The organism is Mucilaginibacter sp. PAMC 26640 (genome assembly GCA_001596135.1).
Lineage (GTDB): Bacteria > Bacteroidota > Bacteroidia > Sphingobacteriales > Sphingobacteriaceae > Mucilaginibacter.
The window spans coordinates 1,326,486-1,352,456 of record CP014773.1 but is presented as its reverse complement, the minus strand read 5'-3'; the positions used below and the strand labels follow the sequence as shown (position 1 = coordinate 1,352,456).

Annotated in this window: 21 protein-coding genes and 1 tRNA gene; 12 read left to right on the top strand and 10 right to left on the bottom strand. The window is 41.8% G+C overall.

Going from position 1 to position 25,971, the window contains the following annotated elements; genetic code table 11:
* Nucleotides 1-38: 38 nt before the first annotated feature.
* The 8 genes from A0256_05795 to A0256_05760 all read left to right on the top strand — a co-directional run bounded on the left by A0256_05795 (nt 39) and on the right by A0256_05760 (nt 11,810).
* On the top strand, nt 39-3,368 hold the full coding sequence (locus tag A0256_05795) for a hypothetical protein (protein ID AMR30971.1): 3,330 nt from the start codon (nt 39-41) through the stop codon (nt 3,366-3,368).
* A 1-nt stretch (nt 3,369) separates the two neighbouring features.
* The gene (locus A0256_05790; protein ID AMR34443.1) at nt 3,370-3,786 is read left to right on the top strand and encodes a serine/threonine protein kinase; all 417 of its coding nucleotides are present in this window, start codon (nt 3,370-3,372) and stop codon (nt 3,784-3,786) included.
* Entirely contained in the window at nt 3,786-4,211 is a 426-nt protein-coding gene (locus A0256_05785; protein ID AMR30970.1) for an rRNA maturation factor, read from the top strand. Before A0256_05790 ends, A0256_05785 begins: the two co-directional genes overlap by 1 nt.
* A gap of 48 nt (nt 4,212-4,259) precedes the next feature.
* Nucleotides 4,260-4,775, top strand: a complete 516-nt coding sequence (locus A0256_05780; GenBank protein ID AMR30969.1) for a glutathione peroxidase — start codon at nt 4,260-4,262, stop codon at nt 4,773-4,775.
* A 578-nt stretch (nt 4,776-5,353) separates the two neighbouring features.
* Nucleotides 5,354-6,007, top strand: a complete 654-nt coding sequence (locus tag A0256_05775) for a nucleoside-diphosphate sugar epimerase (protein ID AMR30968.1) — start codon at nt 5,354-5,356, stop codon at nt 6,005-6,007.
* Nucleotides 6,007-7,872: an ABC transporter gene (locus tag A0256_05770; protein ID AMR30967.1), complete on the top strand. Its 1,866-nt coding sequence runs from the start codon at nt 6,007-6,009 to the stop codon at nt 7,870-7,872. Before A0256_05775 ends, A0256_05770 begins: the two co-directional genes overlap by 1 nt.
* A 316-nt stretch (nt 7,873-8,188) precedes the next feature.
* On the top strand, nt 8,189-10,051 hold the full coding sequence (locus A0256_05765) for a tRNA uridine(34) 5-carboxymethylaminomethyl synthesis enzyme MnmG (GenBank protein AMR34442.1): 1,863 nt from the start codon (nt 8,189-8,191) through the stop codon (nt 10,049-10,051).
* A gap of 115 nt (nt 10,052-10,166) precedes the next feature.
* On the top strand, nt 10,167-11,810 hold the full coding sequence (locus A0256_05760; protein AMR30966.1) for a hypothetical protein: 1,644 nt from the start codon (nt 10,167-10,169) through the stop codon (nt 11,808-11,810).
* Here the strand turns inward: A0256_05760 and A0256_05755 are convergent.
* Complete coding sequence (locus tag A0256_05755; protein ID AMR30965.1) at nt 11,800-12,312, bottom strand: gamma carbonic anhydrase family protein; 513 nt, start codon at nt 12,310-12,312, stop codon at nt 11,800-11,802. The genes A0256_05760 and A0256_05755 overlap by 11 nt on opposite strands.
* A 73-nt stretch (nt 12,313-12,385) precedes the next feature.
* Here A0256_05755 and A0256_05750 point away from each other — a divergent pair.
* Nucleotides 12,386-12,461, top strand: a tRNA-Gly gene (locus A0256_05750).
* 54 nt (nt 12,462-12,515) lie between these two features.
* Here A0256_05750 and A0256_05745 read toward each other — a convergent pair.
* Nucleotides 12,516-14,108: an L-aspartate oxidase gene (locus A0256_05745; GenBank protein ID AMR30964.1), complete on the bottom strand. Its 1,593-nt coding sequence runs from the start codon at nt 14,106-14,108 to the stop codon at nt 12,516-12,518.
* A gap of 407 nt (nt 14,109-14,515) precedes the next feature.
* Here A0256_05745 and A0256_05740 point away from each other — a divergent pair, with 407 nt between their 5' ends.
* The gene (locus tag A0256_05740; protein ID AMR30963.1) at nt 14,516-15,508 is read left to right on the top strand and encodes a quinolinate synthetase; all 993 of its coding nucleotides are present in this window, start codon (nt 14,516-14,518) and stop codon (nt 15,506-15,508) included.
* Between the two features lie 68 nt (nt 15,509-15,576).
* Here the strand turns inward: A0256_05740 and A0256_05735 are convergent, their stop codons facing one another.
* Both A0256_05735 and A0256_05730 read right to left on the bottom strand, forming a co-directional pair.
* Nucleotides 15,577-16,110, bottom strand: a complete 534-nt coding sequence (locus A0256_05735; protein ID AMR30962.1) for a hypothetical protein — start codon at nt 16,108-16,110, stop codon at nt 15,577-15,579.
* Nucleotides 16,111-16,162: 52 nt separating this feature from the next.
* Complete coding sequence (locus A0256_05730; protein ID AMR34441.1) at nt 16,163-17,563, bottom strand: endonuclease; 1,401 nt, start codon at nt 17,561-17,563, stop codon at nt 16,163-16,165.
* Nucleotides 17,564-17,818: 255 nt separating this feature from the next.
* On the opposite strand from A0256_05730, the gene A0256_05725 reads away from it, so the two are divergent.
* Nucleotides 17,819-18,868, top strand: coding sequence for a thiamine-phosphate kinase (locus A0256_05725; protein AMR30961.1), 1,050 nt, complete (start codon nt 17,819-17,821; stop codon nt 18,866-18,868).
* A gap of 105 nt (nt 18,869-18,973) precedes the next feature.
* On the opposite strand, the gene A0256_05720 is transcribed toward A0256_05725, so the two are convergent.
* Nucleotides 18,974-20,350, bottom strand: a complete 1,377-nt coding sequence (locus tag A0256_05720; protein AMR30960.1) for a DNA polymerase V — start codon at nt 20,348-20,350, stop codon at nt 18,974-18,976.
* Between the two features lie 343 nt (nt 20,351-20,693).
* Nucleotides 20,694-20,978 (bottom strand): hypothetical protein, encoded by a 285-nt coding sequence (locus A0256_05715; protein AMR30959.1) that lies wholly within the window; start codon nt 20,976-20,978, stop codon nt 20,694-20,696.
* A 38-nt stretch (nt 20,979-21,016) separates the two neighbouring features.
* On the opposite strand from A0256_05715, the gene A0256_05710 reads away from it, so the two are divergent.
* Nucleotides 21,017-21,394, top strand: coding sequence for a hypothetical protein (locus tag A0256_05710; GenBank protein AMR30958.1), 378 nt, complete (start codon nt 21,017-21,019; stop codon nt 21,392-21,394).
* Nucleotides 21,395-21,397: 3 nt separating this feature from the next.
* Here the strand turns inward: A0256_05710 and A0256_05705 are convergent, their stop codons facing one another.
* From A0256_05705 to A0256_05690, 4 genes are all read right to left on the bottom strand, one after another.
* Nucleotides 21,398-22,690: a hypothetical protein gene (locus tag A0256_05705; protein AMR30957.1), complete on the bottom strand. Its 1,293-nt coding sequence runs from the start codon at nt 22,688-22,690 to the stop codon at nt 21,398-21,400.
* Nucleotides 22,691-22,759: 69 nt separating this feature from the next.
* Nucleotides 22,760-23,239, bottom strand: coding sequence for a gliding motility lipoprotein GldH (locus A0256_05700; GenBank protein AMR30956.1), 480 nt, complete (start codon nt 23,237-23,239; stop codon nt 22,760-22,762).
* Nucleotides 23,239-24,708 carry a hypothetical protein gene (locus tag A0256_05695; protein ID AMR30955.1) on the bottom strand — a complete coding sequence of 490 codons (1,470 nt, stop codon included), beginning with the start codon at nt 24,706-24,708 and terminating at the stop codon, nt 23,239-23,241. Before A0256_05695 ends, A0256_05700 begins: the two co-directional genes overlap by 1 nt.
* A 2-nt stretch (nt 24,709-24,710) precedes the next feature.
* Nucleotides 24,711-25,853 carry a hypothetical protein gene (locus A0256_05690; GenBank protein AMR30954.1) on the bottom strand — a complete coding sequence of 381 codons (1,143 nt, stop codon included), beginning with the start codon at nt 25,851-25,853 and terminating at the stop codon, nt 24,711-24,713.
* Nucleotides 25,854-25,971 lie beyond the last annotated feature (118 nt).

Here is a 25,971-nt window from a genome sequence, read left to right as displayed (position 1 = left end):
TTTTCGTTTAAATGCCAGAAATGGTAGCTTAGGCTTTTATGACATCCGCTGAAAATTATGATCTGCTGATCGATAAGATCAACACATTTATTCGTAAATACCACTATAACAACCTGCTGCGCGGGCTGATATTTTTGGGTGCGGGTATATTCTCGGCATATGTGGTTATTACGCTTAGCGAGTACTTCGGCAATTTTAATACCACCCTCCGCAGTATCCTTTTCTACTTTTTCATCCTGTTAAACGTTGCATTGATAGCCTGGCTGGTTGTTCCACCTTTGTTGGCCAGACTCAAATTGGGCCAAACGCTTACCCATGACCAGGCTGCGGAAATCATCGGCCGGCACTTTCATGATATCAACGATAAGCTGCTAAACACACTCCAGTTAAAAAGACAATCGCTGGATAACCCTGCCCATCGCGAGCTGATTGAAGCCAGTATCAGTCAAAAGATCGAAACACTAAAACCGGTAAGCTTCCCTTCAGCGGTAAACATCCGGGAGAATAATAAATACTTAAAATACATTATACCGCCGGCGGCTCTTATTTGCATTATTGCATTTGCAGCGCCCTCCATTTTAACCGAAAGTACTAAAAGGCTAATCCACCATAATCAATACTTTGCCCCTGCTGCACCCTTCCGTTTTGTTATCCTAAACAAAAGTCTTTCCGCCGTACAGGGAGAAGATTTTAAGTTAGATTTAAAAATAACGGGTGACAAGATTCCCGCGGATGTTTACGTGGAAACCGCTGCCAGCACCTTTAAGCTTGATAAAGAGAATATCAGCCGTTTCCGCTACCTGTTTACCAATTTACAAAAAAACACCCGCTTCAGGCTATCAGGCAATGGGTTTTCATCAGTTCCATACGAAATAACTGTAAATTTTAAACCGGTGCTGCAGCATTTCGACGCCGATTTGGCTTACCCACCCTATTTGCATAAAAAAAACGAAACGATTAAGAATGCCGGCGATTTGACACTGCCAGCCGGAACAATGGTTAAATGGACGTTTTTTACACAAAATACCACCGCACTTAAATTTAACAGCAATGGCAGTACAACAGAAGTGCAACCATTGGCGAACAATAAATTTGAACACCAGCAACGGATTTTAAAAAACACCACTTATAGTATAAGCCCACTAAATGAAGCAGTAAACCGCAGCGACTCTGCAGCCTACCGGATCAATGTAATTGCAGACGAAAGCCCTTTAATTGCTGTGGAAGAAAAACCGGATAGTGTAAGCCTTAAAGCCATTTACTTCAACGGAAAAATACAGGACGATCATGGCTTTTCTACGCTTACCTTCCGTTACAAAACAGGCACTAAAAATCAGGAGAAGTCGTTTACTAAAGCAGTTAAGGCAGATCTGACATCCTCTCAGTCGGGCTTTTTCTATTTTTGGGACCTTAAAGAAACCGGAATTAAACCGGGTGACCAGGTAACTTACTATTTTGAAGTGGCAGATAATGATGGTGTTAACGGCCCAAAAACGGCGCGCACGCCCGAACGAACACTTACTATACCGGATGCTGCCGCACTGGCAGAACAGTTAAATGCCGGTACCCGGGCGGTTAAAGAAAAAATGGCATCAGCGGTAAAACTGGCAGGCCAACTGGAGAAAGATGCCCAGAAATTAAATAAGGCTTTGCTAGATAAAAACAACCTGTCGTTCGACGAAAAAAAACAGGTGGAGGAGCTATTGCAAAAACGGAAAGATTTGGACGAACTGGTAAAGGAAATTCAAAAGGATAACAAAAAAAACCTGTATAATCGCCAGGAAAACCAACAGCAGAACGAAGAACTATTAGAAAAACAAAAGCAAATTGAAAACTTATTTAACAATGTGCTGAACGATAAAACAAAAGAGCTGCTGATGAAACTACAGCAGCTAATGGATCAGGATCAGAAAGATGCGACGCGCAATGAGCTTTCAAAGATGCAAAACGATAACAAATCGTTAAAGAAAGAGCTGGACCGGATGCTGGACCTGTACAAAAAGCTGGAGTTTGAACAAAAGCTGAATCAGAACATTAACCAGCTCAATAAACTGTCGGACGATCAGCAAAAGCTGGCGGAGCAAACTAAGCAGGAAAAGGCAAACAACCAGGACCTGCAACAACAGCAGCAAAAATTAAGTAAAGAGTTCCAGGATGTTAAAAAGTCCTTCGACGACCTGCAAGCAACCAATGACCAAAACGGAAAAAAGGAATCTTTTGAAAACCCGGAAAAAGAAAAAAAGGCCATTAATGAGCAGATGGACAAAAGCAGCGACAACCTGAAAAAGAACAATCGCCAGCAAGCAGCCAAATCTCAGCAGGAGGCCGCAAAACAATTGAAAGAGCTGGCACAAAAAATGTCGCAAGAAGAAGCTGAAAGTGAAACCAGCCAGAACTCGGTAGATGCAAAACAGCTGCGGGAGCTCTTAAAATCGTTGGTTAACAGTTCATTTGGCCAGGAAAAGCTAATGCAGCAATTGCGGGGCACCAGCCCGTCTGACCCTAATTATACTAAATTAGCGCAGCAGCAAAAGGATATCAAGGACAATCTTAAAACTGCTGAGGACAGCTTATATGCATTGAGCCGCAGAGTGCCGCAAATACAGTCCACGGTAAACCAGGAGGTAACGGCTATCAATAGTATGATCGATCAGGCGCTGGATAAGCTTGGCGACCGCCGTACAGCTGAAGCGATCAGAAATCAGCAATATGCGATGACCTCCATGAATAATTTGGCCTTATTATTGAGCGAGGCGCTAGACCAATTACAAAAAGCGATGAACAAAAGCAAAGGCGGCAAAGGCAAAGGTGGCCAGCCGTCGTTATCGCAACTAAGCAAAATGCAAAAGCAGCTTAATGATAACATGCAAAAAGCCCGCGAGCAAATGCAAAAACAGGGCAGCCAGGGCCAGGGTAATAGCGGGCAGCAGGGCAAAATGGGCTCAAGCGAACAAATGGCCCGGATGGCACGCGAGCAGCAGACCATTCGGCAGGCGCTACAACAGCTTAATAAAGACGCTAAAAGTGGAACGGGTGCCGATGGCAGTTTGGATAAAATTGCAAAAGAAATGGAACAAACTGAGAACGATCTCGTAAACAGGAAAATTACATCGGAATCACTGAAACGGCAGCAACAAATTCAAACCAGATTACTGGAGGCAGAGAAGGCAGAACAGCAGCGCGACCAGGATAACAAGAGAGAAAGCCGTGCCGCTACAAACCAGCCTCCAGGGTATATAAAGGCTTTGCAGGATTATGAGCAGGTGAAGACAAAGCAAACAGAACAATTGAAAACTGTTCCATCGGCACTGAATTTGTATTACAGGCAAAAGATTAAATTATACTATGATCAACTTAATGGGAAATGATATGGAGCAGCTTCAAACGGGGCAATTATATACCTTACAGCTTCCTTCAAAGTACGAAAGCATAACCAAGCTGGAGACATTGATTGAAGAAATAGCAGATAAGTACCAAATAAGTGAAGATACTTTCGCTAACATGATGACCTGCCTTAATGAGGCAGCCGTAAATGCTATTGTGCATGGCAATAAGCTGGACGCCAATAAAATGGTGATCGTAAATGCTGATGTGGAAAGTAAACGGATCATCTGGACGGTTACGGATGAAGGACCGGGTTTTGACTATAACAACCTTGCCGACCCTACAGCCCCGGATAAACTGGAAGAGCTGACCGGCCGGGGTGTATTTATATTAAAACACCTGGCAGACCAGTGCATTTTTAATGCCACCGGTAACGAGGTTGAACTTCATTTTAAAATTTAATGCCTGCAATTCAATTTTTTGAGGAAGACATTAGCTACAAACTCAAAAACAAAGCTAATGTGCGCAAATGGATTACCAGCACTATAATTGAAGAGGGTTTTCAGCTGGAAGAACTTACTTATGTTTTTTGCTCGGATGAGTATCTGTTGCAGATCAATCAACAATATCTTGATCATGATACCTATACTGATATAATCACCTTTGATAATTCTGAAGAAGAAGGTTTGATCATCGGTGATATTTTTATCTCGGTTGACCGTATAAAAGAGAATGCCGCAAAATTCACGGTTTCGGTAGAAAAGGAGCTGCATCGGGTGATGATCCATGGCGCTTTGCACCTGCTTGGCTACAAGGATAAATCGGCAGCCGACAAGAAAAAAATGACTTTAAAAGAAGATTTCTATTTGGATAAAAGAGGCTTTTAATACCTATTTTTACCATCATAAATTATTCATCTCCAATTTTTTAACCAAATGAAAACACTTGCACTTATACTGTCGCTGCTGTTCGTAACTTCGGCGCCATCATCCGTTTATGATTTTAAATTAAAATCAATTGATGGCAAAAACTTCTCCTTAGCCAAATACAAAGGCAAAAAGGTATTGATTGTTAACACGGCATCTAAATGTGGTTTTACTCCACAATACACTGAATTACAGAAACTTGCAGAACAATACAAAGATAAAGTGGTTGTTGTGGGTTTCCCGGCGAATAATTTTGGCGGCCAGGAGCCGGGTACAAACCAGGATATAAAAGCTTTTTGCCACGATAACTTTAATGTTACTTTCCCAATGAGTGGCAAAGTTAGCGTGGGTGGATTAGACATCGACCCGTTGTTTAAGTATCTAACAACAACTGCTAACCCAGATTTTACCGGCGATGTTAAATGGAATTTCGAAAAATTTCTGATCGATGAAAATGGCAAACTAATTCACAGGTACCGTTCACAAACTAAACCGTTGGACCCGGCTATAACCAGCGCGTTATAATTATAAAATACCTTATAAAAAAAGGGGAGCAAAATATTTGCTCCCCTTTTTTGTTCATTTTTATTCCATTGCAGGTGTTCAGCTTAGCGACGCCATCAAACAGCACCAATGTAATGGATAGGGCCGTTACAGCGCTTTTAAACGCGATTAGAACCCATATGCTTTAAAGGTGGTGAAAATCGTTCGTCCGGAAATTTTTCGGATTTCGAGCCTCCCCTGTGGGTTTTATTACCTTATTCAACGGTTGTTCCGAATCAATCTTACGCTTAAAAACCTTGCTTCAAATGGCTTTGGTTATCAAGCCCCTTCCTGAACTTGTGATTTAATCTACTAATGCCACAAAAGTATTCAAAAAAACTATAGGTTTGAAGCCAGGCAATCCAAGTACGCCTAATACAACAATTTGATTATCATTTACTTAAAGAGTTTTGGCTAACCTGAGAATGAAACAGTAAATCCGCGTAAGTTTATACCTAAGCTACCATACCTATTTACTCTGTAGTTAAACGGTAAACTAACAATTTCTAATTATCCACTATTTATTTTATGCGTATTTTTGCGTTTTAAACTGACCATCAATGGCATATAAGGCAATAGTAGTAGGCGCAAGCGGGCTTATTGGCAGTAGCTTACTGACCATGTTGCTCAACCATGCAGAGTATGACGAGGTTTTGGTGTTGGTGCGCAAAGAGTTGCCTTTACAGCACAAAAAGCTGGTTCAATTGGTGGTTGATTTTGATAACCTGGATAAGCATAGCGATGCGATAACTGGTCACGCTTTATTTTGTTGCCTGGGCACAACTAAAAGTAAAACCCCCGATGCAGCGCGATACAGGAAAATTGATCATGACTATCCGCTCCAATTGGCGCAATTTGCCAAAAAGAACGGCGTTAAACATTGCCATTTGGTTTCGGCTATCGGCGCAAACAAAACTTCCTCTACCTTTTACCTTAAGCTAAAAGGCGAGTTGGAAGAAGACCTGCAAAAGGTTGGCTTGCAAACTTTGCATATCTATCAGCCGTCCATGTTATATGGCGATCGAAAAGAGCAACGTTCATTAGAGACCGTATTTGTAGGAATTTTTAAAGTGATCAATCCGCTGCTATTAGGTGGATGGCGAAAATTCAGAAGCATTCCTGCCGATAGCGTTGCCCATGCCATGTACAAAAATTCTCTTAACGGAGAGTCAGGCATATTTATACATACATACGACAATATAATACATACTTAGTGAGTACATACATCTCGGCCGAAAATTTGGGCCACTCTTTTCATGATAACTGGCTGTTTAAAAACCTGACCATTGGCATTAACCGCGGCCGCAGGGTTGCCCTAGTGGGTATCAACGGCGCAGGTAAATCAACGCTATTGAAAATTCTGTCAGGTTCATTAAAACCTACAGAAGGCAAAGTGGCGCAAAGCCGCGATCTGAATGTAGGATATCTGGAGCAGGATCCCTATTTCAAAAATGCGGTTACCATCAGTGATTACATTTTCCATGCTGATAATATCCAGCAGCAATTGATCCGACGTTACGAGGAGCTGTTAGAGAACGATCCGGAGAATATGAAAGAGATGGATAAAGTGATGGAGGAGATGAGCGAGATTGATGCCTGGGAATATGAGTATAAGATCAAGACCATTCTGGGCCGACTGGATATTCATCATCTTAATCAGCATATCAACACACTTTCGGGCGGGCAAAAGAAACGCCTGGCATTGGCTAAGCTGCTAATTGAAGACCCCGAAATATACATTTTAGATGAGCCTACCAATCACCTGGATATAGACACGATAGAGTGGTTGGAGAAATTATTGACGGAGGGGAGCAAAACCATATTAATGGTAACGCACGACCGCTACTTCCTGGATAACGTTTGCAACGAGATCCTTGAAATTGATAAAGGTAAGATCATCCCCTATTTTGGGAATTACGGTTATTACCTTGAAAAGAAAGCAGAACGTGAGGCTTCTGACGAAGCAACATTTGCAAAAAACTCAAATTTGCTAAAGAAAGAGCTGGAGTGGATGCGCCGTCAACCTAAAGCACGTGGAACAAAATCTAAATCAAGAATTGATTCGTTCTATGACCTGGAGGCTAAAACCAAAAACAACGGTCCAAAACTTGATGTTGAACTAAGCGTAAAAATAGCGCGCCAGGGTAACAAGATCATGGAGATGGAAAACGTTACAAAAGGGTTCAACGGGAATACTTACGTAAACGATTTCAGCTACATCTTTAAAAAAGGTGATCGCATTGGCCTCGCGGGTAAAAATGGAAGTGGTAAATCAACCCTGCTCAACCTGATCACTGACAACTTGCAGCCAGATAGCGGGCAAATCATAAAAGGTGAAACAACCGTTATGGGTTATTTCAACCAGGCAGGTTTAACATTTAAAGATGACGAGCGCGTAATTGACGTCGTTAAAAACGTCGCAGAGTTTATTACTATGGCGGATGGTAAGATGATCTCTGCTTCTGCCCTGCTCACCTTATTCTTATTTCCACCTGCAAAGCAATACGGAATGATTGCAAAGCTAAGTGGTGGTGAAAAGAAAAGACTCCATCTGATGAGCATCCTGATGAAGAATCCAAATTTCCTTATCCTGGATGAGCCTACAAATGATTTGGACATCGATACGCTCAACGTTTTGGAGGAATTTCTGTTGACGTACCCCGGCATTTTAATGATCGTATCGCACGATAGATATCTGTTGGATAAAATGGCTGAGCAGCTTTTCATTATGGAAGTGGGCGGAAGTGTCAAAATCTATAATGGCAATTACTCCTCCTATAGAATTGAGTTGGAAGAAAGCAAACAGCAAAATAAAAAACCAATGCCTACCCCTTCTGTACAAATTGAGGCTCCAAAAAAGGCCAAACTGAGCTTTAAAGAAGAAAAAGAATATGAGGGGTTGGAAAAAGAAATAGCTGATATTGAAAATAACTTGAAATCAACCACCGAGGAGTTAAATACCATAAACATCGATCCTAAGAAATTGCAGCAGCTAACTGATAAGATCGTGTACTTAAACAAACAGTTAGATGCAAAAAGTTTGCGCTGGATTGAATTATCCGAGTTAAAGGAAGCATAATATGAATCTTTCCGATGCAATCGCGTCTATTGGCGTCATAATATTGTTAATAGCGTTTTTGTTAAATTTATATAAAAGACTGCCTTCCCACAGCAGATGGTACAGTGGAATGAACTTTATTGGAGCTGGTTTATGTGCGTTCTCATCGTACCTGATCGGCTTCTATCCTTTTATTGTATTAGAAAGCATATGGGCGGCTTTTGCACTTTATTCTTTCATTGTTCCACGTGGAACATTGGTTAAATAGAAATATAAGTTCCACGTGGAACATTTCAATAATGAGTAAACAATGTTCCACGTGGAACATGGAGGTTATATGTTTAAGAAATATAATGTAATTGTAGTTGGCGCAGGACATGCAGGTTGTGAAGCTGCAGCAGCCGCTGCAAACTTGGGTTCTTCTGTTTTGTTAATTACGATGAATATGGGCACAATTGCTCAAATGAGTTGTAATCCTGCAATGGGCGGAGTAGCCAAAGGGCAAATTGTAAGAGAGATTGATTCACTGGGCGGATACTCTGGCATTATCACAGATAAAACATCCCTTCAATTCAGAATGCTCAATCTGTCGAAGGGTCCCGCGATGTGGAGCCCAAGAGCCCAAAGTGACCGGGCTAGGTTTGCTGAAGAATGGCGAATCGCTTTAGAGAAAACACCGAATGTCGACTTTTGGCAGGATACCGTAACCTCTCTGTTAATAAAGGGAAATAGTATTGCCGGTGTTAAAACCTCCATAGGTGTAGAAATTGAAGCAGATGCCGTCGTACTGACCAATGGTACGTTTCTAAATGGTGTAATCCATATTGGCGAGAAGAAATTTGGCGGAGGTCGTTCAGGAGAAAAGTCTGCAACAGGCCTTACAGAGCAATTAATTACTTTAGGCTTTGATTCCGGAAGAATGAAAACTGGCACCCCACCTCGAGTTGACGGCAGGAGCTTAAACTATTCCTTGATGGAAGAGCAATGGGGGGATGAAGAGCGCGGACGCTTTTCTTACACCGATGTGGCATTAGCGAAAGACCAGCGTTGTTGCTGGATAACCTACACTAATACTAAAGTGCACGAAACGCTTAAAGAAGGTTTCGAAAGATCTCCAATGTTTACCGGCAGAATCAAAGGCTTAGGACCGAGATACTGTCCTTCTATAGAAGATAAAATAAACCGGTTTGCCGAACGTGACCGACATCAAATCTTTGTAGAACCCGAAGGTTGGAACACTTGCGAGATCTATGTAAACGGATTCTCTACCTCATTGCCGGAAGATGTGCAGTACAAAGCACTTACCCAAATTCCTGGTTTCGAAACAGCAAAGATGTTTCGTCCCGGTTATGCAATAGAATACGATTACTTCCCACCTACCCAGTTGGGATTAACCCTGGAAACTAAACTAATCAGCAATCTGTATTTTGCCGGACAGATCAATGGTACCACAGGTTATGAAGAAGCAGCATCGCAAGGGTTTATTGCAGGGATCAACGCGCATCAAAAAATTAATGATCAACATGAATTGATCCTGAAACGATCAGAATCTTATATAGGCGTACTGATAGATGACCTGGTGACCAAAGGTACGGAAGAACCGTACCGAATGTTTACCTCCCGCGCCGAACACAGATTGTTACTCAGACAAGACAATGCTGACATACGGCTGAGCCCGTTGGGCCATGATCTGGGTTTAATCAGCGATGAAAGATTAGCTAAGGTAAATGCGAAAATTAAAAACTCTGATGACATTGTAGCCTTTACCCGGGCTAAGAGCATTGACCCAACCGCTGTAAATAACCTGTTAGAAGAATTGGGAACCAGCCCGATAAATCAAAGTGCACGTATATTTAATTTACTTACCCGGCCCCAATTAGGATTTAAAGATCTGCTAAGCATAGATCCGGCACTAAAGGATAAGCTGGCAGGCTATGATAAAGAAACTATAGAACAGGCTGAAATAAAAATTAAATACGAGAGTTACTTTATCAAGGAAATGGAAATTGTTGAGCGTATGAAAAAAATGGAGGATAGAGAGATCAATCCGGAATTTGATTATAGCACACTGGTTTCATTATCGAAAGAAGCACGCGAAAAATTAAGAAAGATTAAACCAAGAACATTAGGGCAGGCATCCCGGATTTCGGGCGTTTCACCATCAGATGTATCGGTTTTAATGGTTCATGTATCCAGATAACCGCTAAGTAACTATAAATCAATTATTTACAAAATATCTGTTTTAAAGCATTATTTCTAACTTTTTATATCAGCGTTCATCAAAACATTAAAGTTGCTTAAAGGCCAAAAAAACTATGTTAAAACCAAAACCGGCTTTTTTTTATAAGTTGTCGTTCTATCTCACCGTCGTTTTGATCATTTGTGGCTGCGCTGCCCAGCAAAAGCCTCAGGGTGGGCCACGAGATCTTACGCCACCCAAATTATTGAAAGCGACGCCGGAAGATCAGACGAGAAATTTTAGAGCAAAACAAATCCGGCTGGATTTTGATGAGTATTTTAAACTTAGCAACCAATACCAGGAGATCAGCCTCGCCCCTGCTCAGGAAAAACAACCAGAGTACAAAGTCACCGCAAAAAGTTTAATCATCGATTTTAAAGATACGCTCCAAAAAAACACAACTTACGTTGTCAATTTTGGTAAAGCCATTGTAGACGTAAACGAGGGGAACATCATGAAAAACTTCACCTACGTTTTTTCAACCGGTCCGCATATAGATTCACTCAGCATCTCCGGTAACGTGATCAACTCCACAACAAATTTAAAAGAGAAAGATGCAACGGTATTCCTTTTCCCAATAAAGCAGGATTCATTGCTGTTTGGCAAAAAGAAACCAAGCATTTTTGCTACAACAGATTCTGCCGGAAATTTCTCTTTAAACAACCTGCGTGAAGATACCTATCGCATCTATGCTTTAAAAGAGCAAAGCCCAGACAAGATTTTTAATAACGACGCGGAATTAATAGCCTTCAGTGCCAAACCAATTGTTGTAAACAAAGATTCTTCTAATGTCGTACTAAAATTATTTAAACAGGTGCCTGAAAAATTCAGGATAGCAGAAAAGAAATTTACGCCCGACGGCAAATTGTCATTTGTATTTAACAGACCGGTAGAAAAGCCATCTGTTAAAATACTGTACCCCGCTGCCTTTGATAGTCAAAAAGCTTTCGACATTAACAAAACCCGCGACAGTGCGTTTCTATTTATCCGTAACATGGACTATGATTCCGTTAGCGTTGCTTTTTATGAGAATAACAAAGCATTAGATACTACTTTCCTCAGAAAAGGCAAATCAGAAACATTTTCACATAACCTAACTTTTGCATACAACATCAATAAGGATAACCGGTTAAAACCAAATACCGACCTCACCATAACTGCAAATTTTCCAATTACCAGCTTCGATCAGTCAAAAATGGTGCTGACCGAAGACTCGGTGACCATGAGCAATTTTACCATTGTAAAAGATAGTTCGGCATTAAAAACTTACCTGCTAAAATACCGCTGGAGGGCGAATAGCAAATACCAGCTGCTTTTAAACGAAGGAGCTTTTACGGATCTATACGGCGAAAAAAATAAGCGGAGCACGCGTCAGTTTACAGGTGATAAACCCGAAAACTACAGTCAGTTAACCCTCAAAGTTGTGCTCCCTGCAGACGCCGACAAAACCTATGTAGTAGAGTTATTAGGAGAGGATAAAACCGTGTTACGAAGTGATGTGGTTTCTAAAAACACGACACTTACCTACAAAAATTATATTACCGGTAAATATAATGTGCGGGTTATTTATGACGCCAATCACAACGGCCGTTTAGACAGCGGTAACGTAAAATTAAGGCAACAACCGGAGAATATATGGGTTAGCCCAAAAGATATCACCCTAAGGGCTAATTGGGAGGCAGAAGAACTGCTGGAGATTCCAAAGGAGACTACTCCATAAACCAACCCGAATAAAGGATATAATTCTGTGGTAATTTATTTAATAAAGTCTTTTGCTCACCAGTAAGAGGCTTCATTTTTTTAGCAGGCGTACCGGCATATAAATAACCGGACTCACAAATAGTTTTTTCAAGCACTACGGAGCCTGCCCCAATGATCACATATTCGTTCACTACAGCATCATCCATTACAATGGCGCCCATTCCTATTAAAACATTATTGTGTACTGTACAGCCATGCACAATAGCGTTATGGCCAACAGATACATTATCACCAATATGGGTAGGCGCCTTCAAATAAGTAGCATGAATAACTGCCCCATCCTGGATATTGGTATTATTGCCTATTTTAATGTAATGCACATCTCCCCTGATCACTGCATTGAACCAGACAGAGCAGTTATCCCCCATCACCACATCGCCAACAATAGTAGCATTGTCAGCAATAAAGCAATCGCTGCCCCACATAGGACTTTTGTCTTTAACAGGAAGTATTAATGCCATAGTAATAAATTAATGATTTGCTGAATGACTGACTTAGTGATTAAAATATTCATTATGTTTGAACACAAATTTAGCGGGAATAGCTCAGTCGGTAGAGCGTCAGTTTCCCAAACTGAAGGCCGCGGGTTCGAATCCCGTTTTCCGCTCAAAAACTTCAAAGCCCACTTTATCCCCGCAATGACGGGTGCAGACGTTCCACCATGCTATAAAACTGTATCCTCCAAAATATCCGCATGTTCCGGGTAGTCCGTAGTGTAATGCAGTCCCCTGCTTTCGTGCCTGGCAGTGGCTGATTTTACCACCAAATAACTTACCTGGATCAGATTCCTTAACTCGCAAAGTTTTACAGATACTTTGGTTTGCTTATAAAACTCCTCCGTTTCTTCATATAATAACCGTAGTCTGCGCATGGCACGCTCCAGCCTAAAGTCGGACCGAACAATACCCACATAATCATTCATCAGCTTTTGCATTTCGCGGATGTTATGGGTAACCAGGATATCTTCATTTGAAAGTTTTACACCATGCTCATTCCAATCGGGTATATTATCCGGAATCTCAAATTGGGCAAATTCAACTACTGCATCCTGATAGATGCGGTGTGCAAACACTAATGCTTCTAATAAAGAATTAGAAGCTAACCGGTTGGCCCCATGTAAACCTGTTGAAGAACATTCACCGCAGGCATACAGCTGCTTGATAGATGATCGGCCGCTATGATCAACCAATACACCGCCACACATATAATGGCAGGCAGGCGCTACCGGGATCATATCCCTGGTCATATCTATCCCCATATCCAAACACTTGGCATATATATTAGGGAAATGCTCTAAAATATCCTTCTTCTTACGATGGCGGATATCTAGGTAAACATAATCCTCACCAGACTTCTTAATTTCCGCATCAATTGCCCTCGCAACAATATCACGTGGCGCAAGCGATTTACGCTCGTCATATTCCTGCATAAACTCTTCGCCATTAGTGCGTTTAAGTATGCCACCGAAACCACGTACCGCCTCTGAGATCAAAAAGGAAGGATATTCACCCGGATTGTATAAAGCGGTGGGATGGAACTGAATAAACTCCATATTCCTAACTTTTCCTTTAGCACGGTAAACCATTGCCACACCGTCGCCAGTGGCGATAGTAGGGTTTGTGGTAACTGAATAAATATGACCTGCACCACCGGATGCCATTACCGTAACTTTAGATAAAATCTTTTCTACCTGGTTATTCTCGGTATTAAAAGCATAAATGCCATAGCAGGCAATATCTTCCGATGATTTTTTAACCAGCTGCCCTAAATGGTGCTGGGTAATCAAATCAACCGCAAAGTAATGGGTTAGTATCTCAATATTGGGTTCACGGTGGATCTCTTCCAGCAATGATCTTTCTATCTCAAAACCGGTGATATCCTTGTAATGCAATACCCTAAATTCGGAGTGACCCCCCTCTTTTGCCAGGTCATATATCCCTTCGTTCGTCTTGTCGAAATTGGTTCCGTAGTCAATAATCTCGCGGATGCGCTCCGGTCCCTCTTTAACAACAGCCTCCACAACTTCAAGGTCACACAACCCATCACCGGCAATTAGGGTATCATTAATGTGCTTTTCAAAGGAATCTTCTTTTTTATCCACAACCACCGCCACGCCTCCCTGGGCGTATTTAGTATTGCTTTCGTCTTCGTTGGCTTTGGTAACTATCAGTACCTTACCGTGTTTTGCAGCCTTCAGTGCAAAACTTAGGCCGGCAATGCCCGAACCTACCACCAGGAAATCCACAGTTCTGGTCATGTTTTATCTATATGTTGTGTAAAATTAGTAGCAATGTTAATAAGCAGTATAAAACGTGTTAATTTTGTGTAAGTAAAAAGTAGGAAATAGATGAGATAGTTAACAACTCGGATTTTTACCAATTTTTACAATACTTTTGAGCGATTTGTAAGACGATTTAACAACGAAACTAACATTTTATTGAGCAAGTAAATATTAACATTAAAGTTTGGAAACAAAAAGTTGTTTGTTGGATTATGCTTAAGATCAATAAAATAAAAAATAAAAGGATGTTTATAAATGTTAGTAAAATTGTAAAAACAACTTTTTTACTAAAACTCATCTCAATCTTTTAACATTACTAACACCTTAATAACAATAGTTTTATTTTATATATAAAAAGAAGTTATTATTAATTGATTTGTGGAATGGATACCTTCGAAGAAATAAAAGTGAAAGGATTTGCCGACGAATACATCAACCCGTCGCTTGACCTGTTTGCCGAAATAGAAAAATTTAAAAAGGAAAAAAATGCAGTTGTGCTGGCCCATTATTACCAGGAAGGAGATATTCAGGATGTTGCCGATTATATTGGCGATAGCCTTGGGCTTTCTCAGCAAGCTGCTAAAACCGATGCGGATATTATTGTTTTCGCCGGTGTGCATTTCATGGCTGAAACCGCCAAGATTTTATCGCCAAACAAGAAAGTTCTGTTACCGGATCTGAAAGCGGGCTGCTCATTAGCCGATAGCTGCCCGCCGCATTTATTTAAAAAGTTTAAGGAAAATTACCCTGATCATTTGGTGATCACCTATGTGAATTGTACCGCAGAATTGAAGGCTTTGAGCGATATTGTTTGTACCAGCAGCAATGCCGTGCAAATTGTGGAGAGCTTGCCAAAAGATCAAAAGATCATTTTTGGGCCGGATAAAAACCTTGGTGCATGGGTTGCCAAGAAAACAGGCAGAGACCTGGTACTGTGGAATGGAGCCTGTATGGTGCATGAGATCTTCAGCCGGGAGAAAATAACCAAACTGAAGGAACGCTACCCAAATGCAAAGATCTTAGCGCACCCGGAATGTGAGGAGGTGATTTTGCAAATGGCGGATTACATAGGCTCTACCACAGGAATATTAAAATATGCGACGAATAGCCCCGAAATGGAATTTATTGTGGCAACCGAGGCGGGGATTATCCACCAAATGGAGAAGGAAAATCCTAACAAGAAATTTTTCCCGGCGCCACCGAATAATTCCTGTGCCTGTAATGATTGCCCGCATATGAAGCGCAACACACTGGAAAAATTATATCTGTGTATGAAAAATGAGATGCCGGAAATTGAGGTGCCAATGCATATCATCGAACGCGCTGTGAAGCCAATCGAGCGGATGCTGGAGATCTCGGCAAATTTAGGATTATAGTAGGAACCAAAAAAAAGAGGTATCAATTATTAAAAAACGGTACCTCTTTTTATAGCTATTTTTTATATTTAAGATTCATCTGTAAACAACTCCATAGATGATATAGCGTTTCCGGCGTACTTAAATATAAGACTTGATTCGGTTATTTTACCCGTATTCGTCTTGATAATGACCTGTAAACCATTCTTTCCATTTTTAGATGAAAGAGGGAATAGTTTTTCCAATTCAACTTTACTACTACCGATAGTGATTGGGGCACTAAGTGATTTTCCATTTTTGAACGCAAATGCCCAACCCTTTTTATTTATCTCGATAAAAGAAAGCTGGTTATCTTCTAAAACCAATTCGCCAAGTTTATATACATAGGTCTTGTTGTTTTTGGAATCATTTGTTTCCCACTTTTCGTTTTTTATTTTTTCGGGACTACCTAAAAATTTAGTAATGTTTGAATTTTTGAGGTCACTTAATTTAATAAAATGATTGTTTGATACAATGTAAATCTGATCAAATTTTAAAGATGCTACTGCGGGAACTTTTTGACCGTAGCCAAAATATCCAACAAAAAGCAATGCAAGGTTTAGGTATAATATTTTAGTTTTCATAACGCTAATATAATAAATGAGGCTATCATTTTACCAATGATAGCCTCATTTATTACAAGTTATCTTTCTTTATCTCTACTACATCCTGTACTGATTGCGGTAAGCTGCTTAATAAATTATAACCCGTGGCTTTTTCAATGTCACGCACGGTTACGCGGTATTGTTTCCAATCGCTGTTAATCACATTATTATTAGGCGTGTTAACTGCAATTACCCTGGTACCCGTAGAAACCCGGCTTAGATCGCTATCTCCTGTTGGAACGATGACTGCAATTTTCCAAACGTTTGCAGGTACGGTAACGCGCCCGTTATTAATGGTATTGGCTACACCCTTTGAACCGGTACCACCCTGGCCGTAAGCACCCATGATAATGTAAACCTCGTTACCTGCAACTACCTCTCCGCGCAAATAATTTTCCATATTGGCCCAGGTTTGCTGGTTATTATTCGGTGCCTGCGGTATCATATTCGTCATTAAAAATGTAGCTGAATTGGCATTCGCCGAACTTGTACGATCAGCCGAGGGGCAGTTGTGGCCCCTGTCAAAACCTGAATTTTGGTAGCTGTTGCTTTCTACATGGTAAAAGCTGGCATCCAGCCCAATAAAACCTGCAAAATTGTCTAAACGCGGAGATGCATTGGTAATATTGGTAGCATCTAAATGCCAGCTAACCCAATTTGGTTCACCACGGTTTGCACTATATGATTCTACGTAGTATTTTTGATCGATCAGGTAATCGTTCAGCATAACAACAGAAGGTTGTGCGCCCGAAGGGTTACCAAACAAGAGATTACTATTGTCGCCATTGCTTGGCTGCGCATCAGCACCCGCGGTTACATCTCTTTCGGCTGTTTCTGGGCTTGTGGTTGTCGTCGTATCCGCACCGCTGTTATCGGTACTACCCCCTACAATAATGCCGGCATCACCGAGTCCCTGGAAGGTAATATCATCAATATTAGTTCTGGTGGTAGCAGTACCAACTTTTTTTATCTGGAAACGCACTCTTTTGGTGGTGGTTACTTTGAAAGAATCGGTAACTAAAGTAGTATTGGTTTCTAAAATATCATTCCCCAATTGCGTAAAAGTTTTACCGCTATCTACCGACATTAGCAGCTGCCAGGTTTGATTGGCATCGTTGCCATATTTACCGTGAGTAATGCTGATCTGCTGCACGCCGGCAACATCAAATTTCATAGTCAGATTGCCTGCGCGTAAGCGGACAGATTTTGTACCGTTTTTAAGATCGGCAGGTAAATTGCCTATAAGAGCGTCACTAAATGTCCATAAGCCGGTATTTAACTGTACGTCACTTTGTTTGTAATCGCCTTTAGTACCTGTCTCAAATCCTTCAATAATGGTATAAGGTTTTGGTACAACCACCTCAACTGGTAGGGCAGGGTTAATGTTGATGCCGGCTGTGTACTCTTTGGCGCAACCTGCTAAAAATAACATTGCTGAACCGAGGTAAATAAGTAAATTTCTGATTTTCATGTAAATATTTTTAAAAAAGCAAAACTAACTCTTCTGTATTAACTATGTGTTAATTAGTTTTATGTGAGATATATTTTACAGCGTTGCGGACCTGGTATTTGATTAATTTATTATTGGTAATTTTGGCCTGGCGTATTACACCGGTTGCAGATGATCTCATCTTTTTTTACAAGCAATCAGTGTAGTCTTATCCAATCGGTGTAATCGGAAAATAATATGTTTGAAAACGAAGAGAAAACCAATTTAGAAGAGTTAGGTGAGTTTGGCCTGATCAGTCACTTGACAAAAAATATTAACCTAACCCAAAAAAGCACGGTAAAGGGTGTGGGTGATGATGCTGCCGTGCTGGATTATGCCGGTAAAAAAGTGCTGGTATCCACCGATATGCTTTTGGAAGGCATCCATTTTGATTTGGCATACACGCCATTAAAGCATTTGGGTTATAAAGCTATCCAGGTGAACCTGAGCGATATTTATGCCATGAACGGTACAGCAAGCCAGGTAACGGTTTCACTCGGCATGAGCAGCAAATTCCCGCTGGAAGCGATAGAGGAATTATACGAGGGTATTTACCTGGCCTGCGGCAACTACAATGTTGATTTGGTTGGCGGTGATACAACGGCTTCTAAACAGGGCCTGGTGATTAGCGTTACGGTATTAGGTTATGCGGATGAAAATGATGTGGTATACCGCAATACGGCCGAAGAGGGCGACCTTATTTGTGTATCCGGAGATTTGGGGGGTGCTTACACCGGGCTGCAGCTTCTTGAGCGGGAGAAATTGGTTTACCTGGAAAATCCTAACATTCAGCCAGACCTGGAAGGAAAGGACTATATTGTTGAGCGCCAGTTAAAACCGGAGGCCCGTAAAGATATTATAGATCTGCTGAAAGAGCTCGGTGTAAAGCCAACAGCGATGATAGATGTATCAGACGGCCTCGCTTCGGAGATGCTGCACATCTGCAAGCAAAGCAATAAGGGTTGTAATTTATACGAAGAGAAGATCCCTATCGATCCGATGACCTATGAAACTGCCCGTGAATTCGGACTTGATCCAACGATTTGTGCCCTAAGCGGCGGCGAAGATTATGAGTTACTCTTCACCGTAAAACAGGCGGAGTACGATAAGATCAAATTTAAAATGGATTTTACCATTATCGGATACATCACAGAACCAGGTGCCGGTTGTAATTTGATCACCAAAAGCAATAATGTGCATCCATTAAAAGCACAGGGCTGGAATGCGTTTAGCCCCCCGGCCCCCTGAAGGGGGAGCTTTTGATGGAAAACGATGCCCCGCGACCCCCTGAAAGGGGAGCTCTTAAAGTATACACAATATAAATTTTTGTTCCCCCTTCAGGGGGTTAGGGGGCTACGCTTCGCCTTCCCCAATATATTTCACATCTATTTGTTTATTTGCCTTTGCTCCCAGCTTTTTAATTTTTTCGGCCGTAATGGTCAAATTACCTCTGCCATCGGTTAATTTATTAAGCGCCTTATCGTAGCTGTCCTGGCTTTGTTTGATGTTTTTGCCGATGCTTTCCATATCTCCTACAAAACCAACAAACTTATCATACATTTCACCGCTTAAACGGGCTATCTCTAAAACGTTGCGGTTTTGACGCTCCTGCTTCCATATACTGGCAATGGTGCGCAGGGTGGCCAGCAAGGTACTCGGACTAACAATTACCACGCGTTTATCCCAGGCATCGCTAAACAGATCGGCATCCAGTTGTACCGCAAAGCTGAAGGATGATTCAATCGGCACAAACAGCAATACAAAATCTGGTGAATTTACTTGGTACAAGTCATGATAGTTTTTAGAGGATAAACCATGCACATGCCCGCGGATAGATTCTACGTGCGCTTTTGAGTACAACCGGCGCTCTTCTTCGGTCTCACAATTTACCAGGCGCTCATAGGCGATCAGGGAGACCTTGGCATCAATTATTAAATGTTTTTCATCCGGGAGGTCAATGATCACGTCGGGTTGCATCCTGCCCCCTTCTGCGTGGTTCAGGCTGGCTTGTGTGCGGTACTCCCGGTCGCGTACCAGGCCGCTGCGTTCCAATACTTTCTCCAGGATCACCTCGCCCCAGTTTCCTTGTTTTTTATTGTCGCCTTTTAGCGCTTTGGTGAGGTTAGATGCCTCAGTACTGATAAGTTTGTTCAATTCCATCAGTTTGCCAATCTCGCCGCGTAAAACATGGCGTTCGGCAGCCTCTGCATTGTATACCTTTTCAACCTTTTCCTCAAATGATTTTATATTCTCTTTTAACGGGTTAAGGATGGTATCGATACTCAACTTATTTACATCGGTAAATTCCCGGGATTTTTCCTTTAGCAGCTTTTCGGCAATGTTCTCAAACTCTTTCTGGAAATGGCCGCGGGTTTGTTCAACATCTGCTTTTTGTTCCAGCAGCCGCTCCTGCTGCGCCTGGAAATTAGCCCTGGCCGACTCCAATGACTGATGAGCCTGCGCCAATTGATCACGCAGATCGAAGGTTTCATCGGCCAGTACTACTTTTTCGGCCTTCAAATGGTTGGTGATGTTTTCTTTTTCGGAAAGGAGGTTAACCGCCCTTTCTTCTGCCCTGGCCAGCGATATTTTGAGATGATCGTTCTCTGCCTTTAAGCCGGTTAACTCTGCTGAAGAGACCAGTCCGGAAGCAGGCCGTTTGATAAAAAGCAACAAAGCAACAGCGAGTATAATTACACTGAGCACAATCAATATTAAAGGCACATCCATTTGATAATAATATTAGCAAAACGAATGTAGTAATTTATAATTTACTAAAAAATAAAAGAGTTATTGGATTACATAAGGGAACTATCTGGCGGTTCAATAGTCTGTAAATAGTGTATAAAAAGTGTTTCACTGCAAGTGATTCAGCGTGTTCAATTTCTCAAGCCTGCAAAATCTATCAAGTAACAAGTAATTGATATTCAGTAATTTAAAATTATTTGTATATTAAAAAGGCCGATTCACCAAAAACAGCAATAAACTGATTATCAGTTATAAACCTGTTTCAGGTGATTCACTTTCGCGGAGTGAAACACCTGAATTAAAAACGGCTTTATGCCAAGAATATTTACTGCTTCAGCGTATCTGTTGGCGCGTTGGTAGTACCTGATCTATTCCCGCTGGTGTCCTTACCGCCTGTTTCATTTGGAGATGTTTTATAACCGCTGCTGTCTGCCGGTCCGGAGTTACCAACGTGTGTCTGTCCGGAATCTGCCTGTGCGCCCCCTGTTTGTCCGGTGGTACCCTTGCATGCCGAAAAGCAAAGTAAAACGGACGCAAGTAAAATCAGCAGGTAAGAATGGAAATTTTTCATAGTAAAAGTATGGTTGTTACAGTTAACTACAATCAGCATCTTTACATAGTTTAAATTATCTTAAAATAAACAAAGCTATGAAATACCTATACGCAATAGCAACCATGATGATTTGCTGCACAATGCTTTCCTGCTCAAAAAAGAGCAACCCGGCGCCAATGGCACATACCATCAAGGTTACCGCAACAGGAACAGCAGACTATACCGTTGTATTAAGTGTAATTAAAAGCGATGCAACTACGGGCACCCCGCTGGAGACAAAACCGGTTAGCGGCGGATCTTATGATTACAGCACCTCTTTAAACCCGGGAGACCTTGTTCATCTTGAAATTCAGACATCATTAGCCAATACGATCAGCTACAGCATTACCGATAATGGCGCGCCGGGCACAAGCGAAAACGGGCGGGAACTGGGATCCTTCAGCAAGCTAACTGCGGATTATACGGTGAATTAACGCCTATTTACAATACTGAGTAATGTAATCCGCAGCATCTGTATCACCTAATTCTAAACCTTTTTTCCAATCGATGCATGCAGCAGTGTTATCTCCGAGCATTTGTTTGGCATAACCCCTATTACTGTAAGCAGCACCATCTTTTGGATCAAGCATAATCGTTTGATCATAGTCTGCAATCGCTCCCTTATAGTCGGATAGATACCGTTTAGCTACTCCTCTGTTGTTATAGGCATTACCATACTTTACGTCAAGTTTGATGGTTTCATTATAGTCGGTAATAGCTGATTTATAATCTTCAAGATTTAATTTTGCGTTTCCTCTTTTAAAAAAACCGTCGGGATCGGTAGGCGACAGTTTGATGAAGCTATCATAACATTCTACAGCATCTGCATAATTGTTAAGTTTATCGTTAGCCAGCCCTTTGTTATAATAAGAATTTGCATATTTTGGATCAATTGCTAAAATAAGATTTGCATCGGCAATATCTCCCTCATAATCTTTCTTGCCATATTTAGCTATACCACGATTGTTGTAAGCATCTAAAAATTTAGGGTCGAGTTTTATTGCAATGGAATAGTCTGAAATGGCTTCATCATAACTTTCCATATAACGGTGGGAATCGCCTCTGCTGTAATAAATATCTGCATTATTAGGCGATCTTTCTGCTGCCTGATTAAATGAGAGGATAGCATCTTTATAAGCTTCCATTTGATTTTGAGTAAGGCCGGAGTTGTAATAGGCGCTATAGTCTGCCGGGGCCAGGTCTATCGCTTTCTTAAATTCAACTAAGGCTCCTTTGTAATCTTCAAGGCGCTTTTTGCAAATACCTATTTCATTATAAAAGTCAGGATCTTTCGGATCTATCAATACACCCTTTTGATAATCTTCTAATGCAGACGTATAATTTTTTTGAAGGCGCTTAACCATGCCGCGGTTATAGTATCCCGCAGAACTATTGGGATTTAAGATGAGATAGGCATTATATTCTTTGATAGCAGATGCATATTGTTCGAGCGACTGGTATGCCCGGCCTCTGTCTAAAATAGCTTCCACATATTTTGGATTGATGGCTAAAGCTTTATTAAAATCGGCTAAGGCTAATTTGTAGTTTCGTAGATTAAGGTTAGCACTGCCCCGTTTATAGTAAGCATCTGCATCCGTAGGTGTTTTAATAATTATTTTAGAATAATACTTTACCGATCCGGCAAATTTGACGCTGTCTGAATTTTTTGTAGTAGTTTGCGCCCGTGAAAAAAGCGGGCAGATAAGGAATATTAGTAAGATTTTTTTCACGCTTGAAAATTTAGGTTTACGTTGGGTAATATACTAACAGAAAACAACAAACAAAAACGATATAAGATATCAATTAGCTTTTTCTACTCTTAAGCCAACATCGCTCACTTCATGCAGCGGATTATCTCGCATGTTCTGTTCAAATTCAAAATGATAAGTGCCTTTTGCAGGGAATTTGTAGTGTTTACGGAGCGGATACTGGTAACTGTATAAATTACCGCTGCCGCTACCCAACCATTCTCCGTCGGGGTTAGCTAAGGGTACCTGGTACCGTGTAGTTGCTGTTTTGCCGGAGTGACCCTGTATCAAAAGCACATAGATGTTAGCATACCGGTAACTGCCGGATACGCGTAGATTCATATAAAGATTATAGGGGATGGATGCATCCTCAATCTTAACATCAAATTTAACCCGGTTAGTGTACGACCAGTTATGGTTGCTTATTTCCGCATTCTGATCAAAAACACCTGCCGGATCGCTGCAGCCCTGTGCCCCTAGCAAACAAAAAGCGATTAACCCGCCCAGCATCATTTTAAAACTCCGGTTCATTATTCTGCCTGGGGTGGTGGTGGGTTATTACTGTTCCTGTTAGGGTTATTTGGATTTGGCCGCGGTCGGTTAGGTCTGCGGTTATTCCCCTGTGGTTTGCTTTCACCTTGCGGCCTGCTTTCACTCTCTTGTTTTGGTCCTGCTTGTTGCGCAGCACCCCTGTTTGGATTATTCCCCCGCCTGCGATTTTCGCCGCCCTCCGGCCGTGGTGCATTCCTTTGCTGGCCGCCTTGGTTAGGCACATTAGCTTTTGGTGTATTCGGCTGTCCCTGTGGGCGGCTGCCTCCAGCTTGTACCGGCCTGTCTTCGCCACCTTCAGGCTTAGGGCCTTTGTTACGGCTTTTGTTCTTGTTCTTATTTTTGTTGTTATTACTTCGGCGCTCATCCAAACGGGTTAAGCTATCCTGGCCAACAACATTCTCGTAATCTAATACTTTTACCGGTGCGCTTTCTATTTCAACAATTTCTCCCAAGTCTTCCGGCAAAACGCCATCGCGGTTCATTTGCTGAATTTCTTTTACACGGCTAATTGGCAACGGGATCCATGATTCTTCGCGCGGATAAGCAAACCACATGATCTTTTTAAATATGTCGGTTTTTTGCAAACGGGCATCTCCTTTTTCAGTCTTTAAGTAGTTTACGTTATCCGGAATGTGCTTTAGCGCGTCCATATAAGTATCCAACTCATAGTTTAAGCAGCACTTGAGTTTGCCACACTGGCCGGCAAGCTTCAAGGTATTTAATGACAGATTTTGGTATCGCGCAGCTGAAGTAGATACGGTTTTAAAATCGGTAAGCCAGGTGCTGCAGCATAATTCGCGGCCGCAGGAACCTATACCGCCTAAACGGCTTGCTTCCTGGCGCATACCTATCTGCCGCATCTCTATCCGGATACGGAAACTTTCCGCCATCTTTTTAATCAGTTCCCTGAAATCTACGCGGCCTTCCGCCGTATAATAAAAGGTGGCCTTTGTTTTATCGCCCTGGTAATCTACATCGCTAATTTTCATACTTAGCTTCAGTTCCAAAGCCAGGGTGCGCGATTTGTGCATCGTTTCCCACTCCAGGTCTTTTGCCATTTTCCATTTATCTACATCTGCAGGGGTAGCGCGGCGATAGATCTTTTTAACCACATCTGCTTCCTTTACATGGCGCTTGGTCATTTGCATGCGCACCAGTTCGCCGGTGATAGATACGTGGCCGATATCGTAACCGCCGGTGGTAGTTTCTACCGCTACCAGTTCGCCCGCTTCCAGGTATATATTATCGTTGTTATGATAAAATTCCTTTCTGGATCCTTTGAATTTTACTTCAACAATACTAAAAGGCTTATAATTAGTTGGCATATCCATGTGGGAAAGCCAATCGTGAACATCTAATTTACTGCAACCGTTAGTAAGGCAACTGCCATTACTTTTGCAGCCCGCAGGTGAGCAACCGCCCCCTGTTGAGCAACTTCCGCATCCCATAATTAATTCGGTATATAATGATTCCCCGGGGGGACAATTTTCAAATTTAGTACTTTTATAATCTGCAAAGATACATCTAAAAACAAGATCTTAGGGTTAGCATTGCGTTCTATATGATAATGAGCCTTTTCCAGTTCGGCGATGATCGTTTCGGATTGGGCAATGTTCATCACTTTGGCCATTTTCCGCGCAGTTTCAAGTTCCTGATCCGGTAAGTGAACCATCCGCTCTGCACCTGCAGAGATCAGGCAGCATTCGCGGATAAAGTTGATGCCATACCGGATAAAATTCTTTTGATTCTCGCGCCCCATTTTGGACGACTGATCTACAAACGGCAGAATCTCCAGCACCTTGTTGCCAAAACACAGGCGCAGCCATTGTACAAACATACTGTGGTAGCCTTTGCTATCATGCTTCAGCATTTGCAGGGCTTCGGTTAAATTGCCGTTACTCAGGTAAGCAATTTCAGCCGCCGCCGTTTCTGTTTGCTTATGGTTTTCGATAAGGTACCTCCGGATTTCCTCGTAATGTAAACAAGGGATCTTGATCAGCTGCGTGCGGGACAGGATGGTATTCAGGATCTGATCCTGATTTTGGGCCACCAGTAAAAACAAAGTGTTGGGCTGTGGCTCCTCTATCACCTTTAAAAGGGCATTACCCTGCTTATCCAAAAACTCGGGCAGCCACAATATCAATATTTTATAGGCCGACTCAAAAGGCTTAAAACTAAGCTTCTTCAGAATCTGATGGCACTCGGCGATATTGATGTTGGCTTGCTTGTTCCCCGCATCCAGGTATCCGCGCCAGGTATCTAAACTAAGATACGGGTTGGTGGTAAATGCTTCGCGCCATTGTTCTATGAAATCGATAGAAGTTTCTTTGGGTGTACCGAAGTTGGGGTACGAAAAATGCAAATCGGGGTGCATTAGTTTACCGTATTTTCGGCAGGAGGAACATTCACCACAGGAATCATCCGGCTGGCGATTCTCGCAGGAAACATACTGGGCATAAGCTACGGCCAGCGCCAGGCTGCCGCTCCCTTCCGGGCCTAAAAAAAGCTGCGCATGGCTCACCCTGTTCTCATTTACAGAGGTGATCAATCGTTGCTTAACAGCATCCTGCCCGGTAATTTGCTTAAACTGCATTGGTGCAAGGTAAAAATTAGATATGAGATTTTGTATTTAGATGTGAGATATAAGATATGTGATTTGAGACGAAGCTCGCTTTCGTCTATCTTTGAGGAAGTTATTTTATAACTATTCT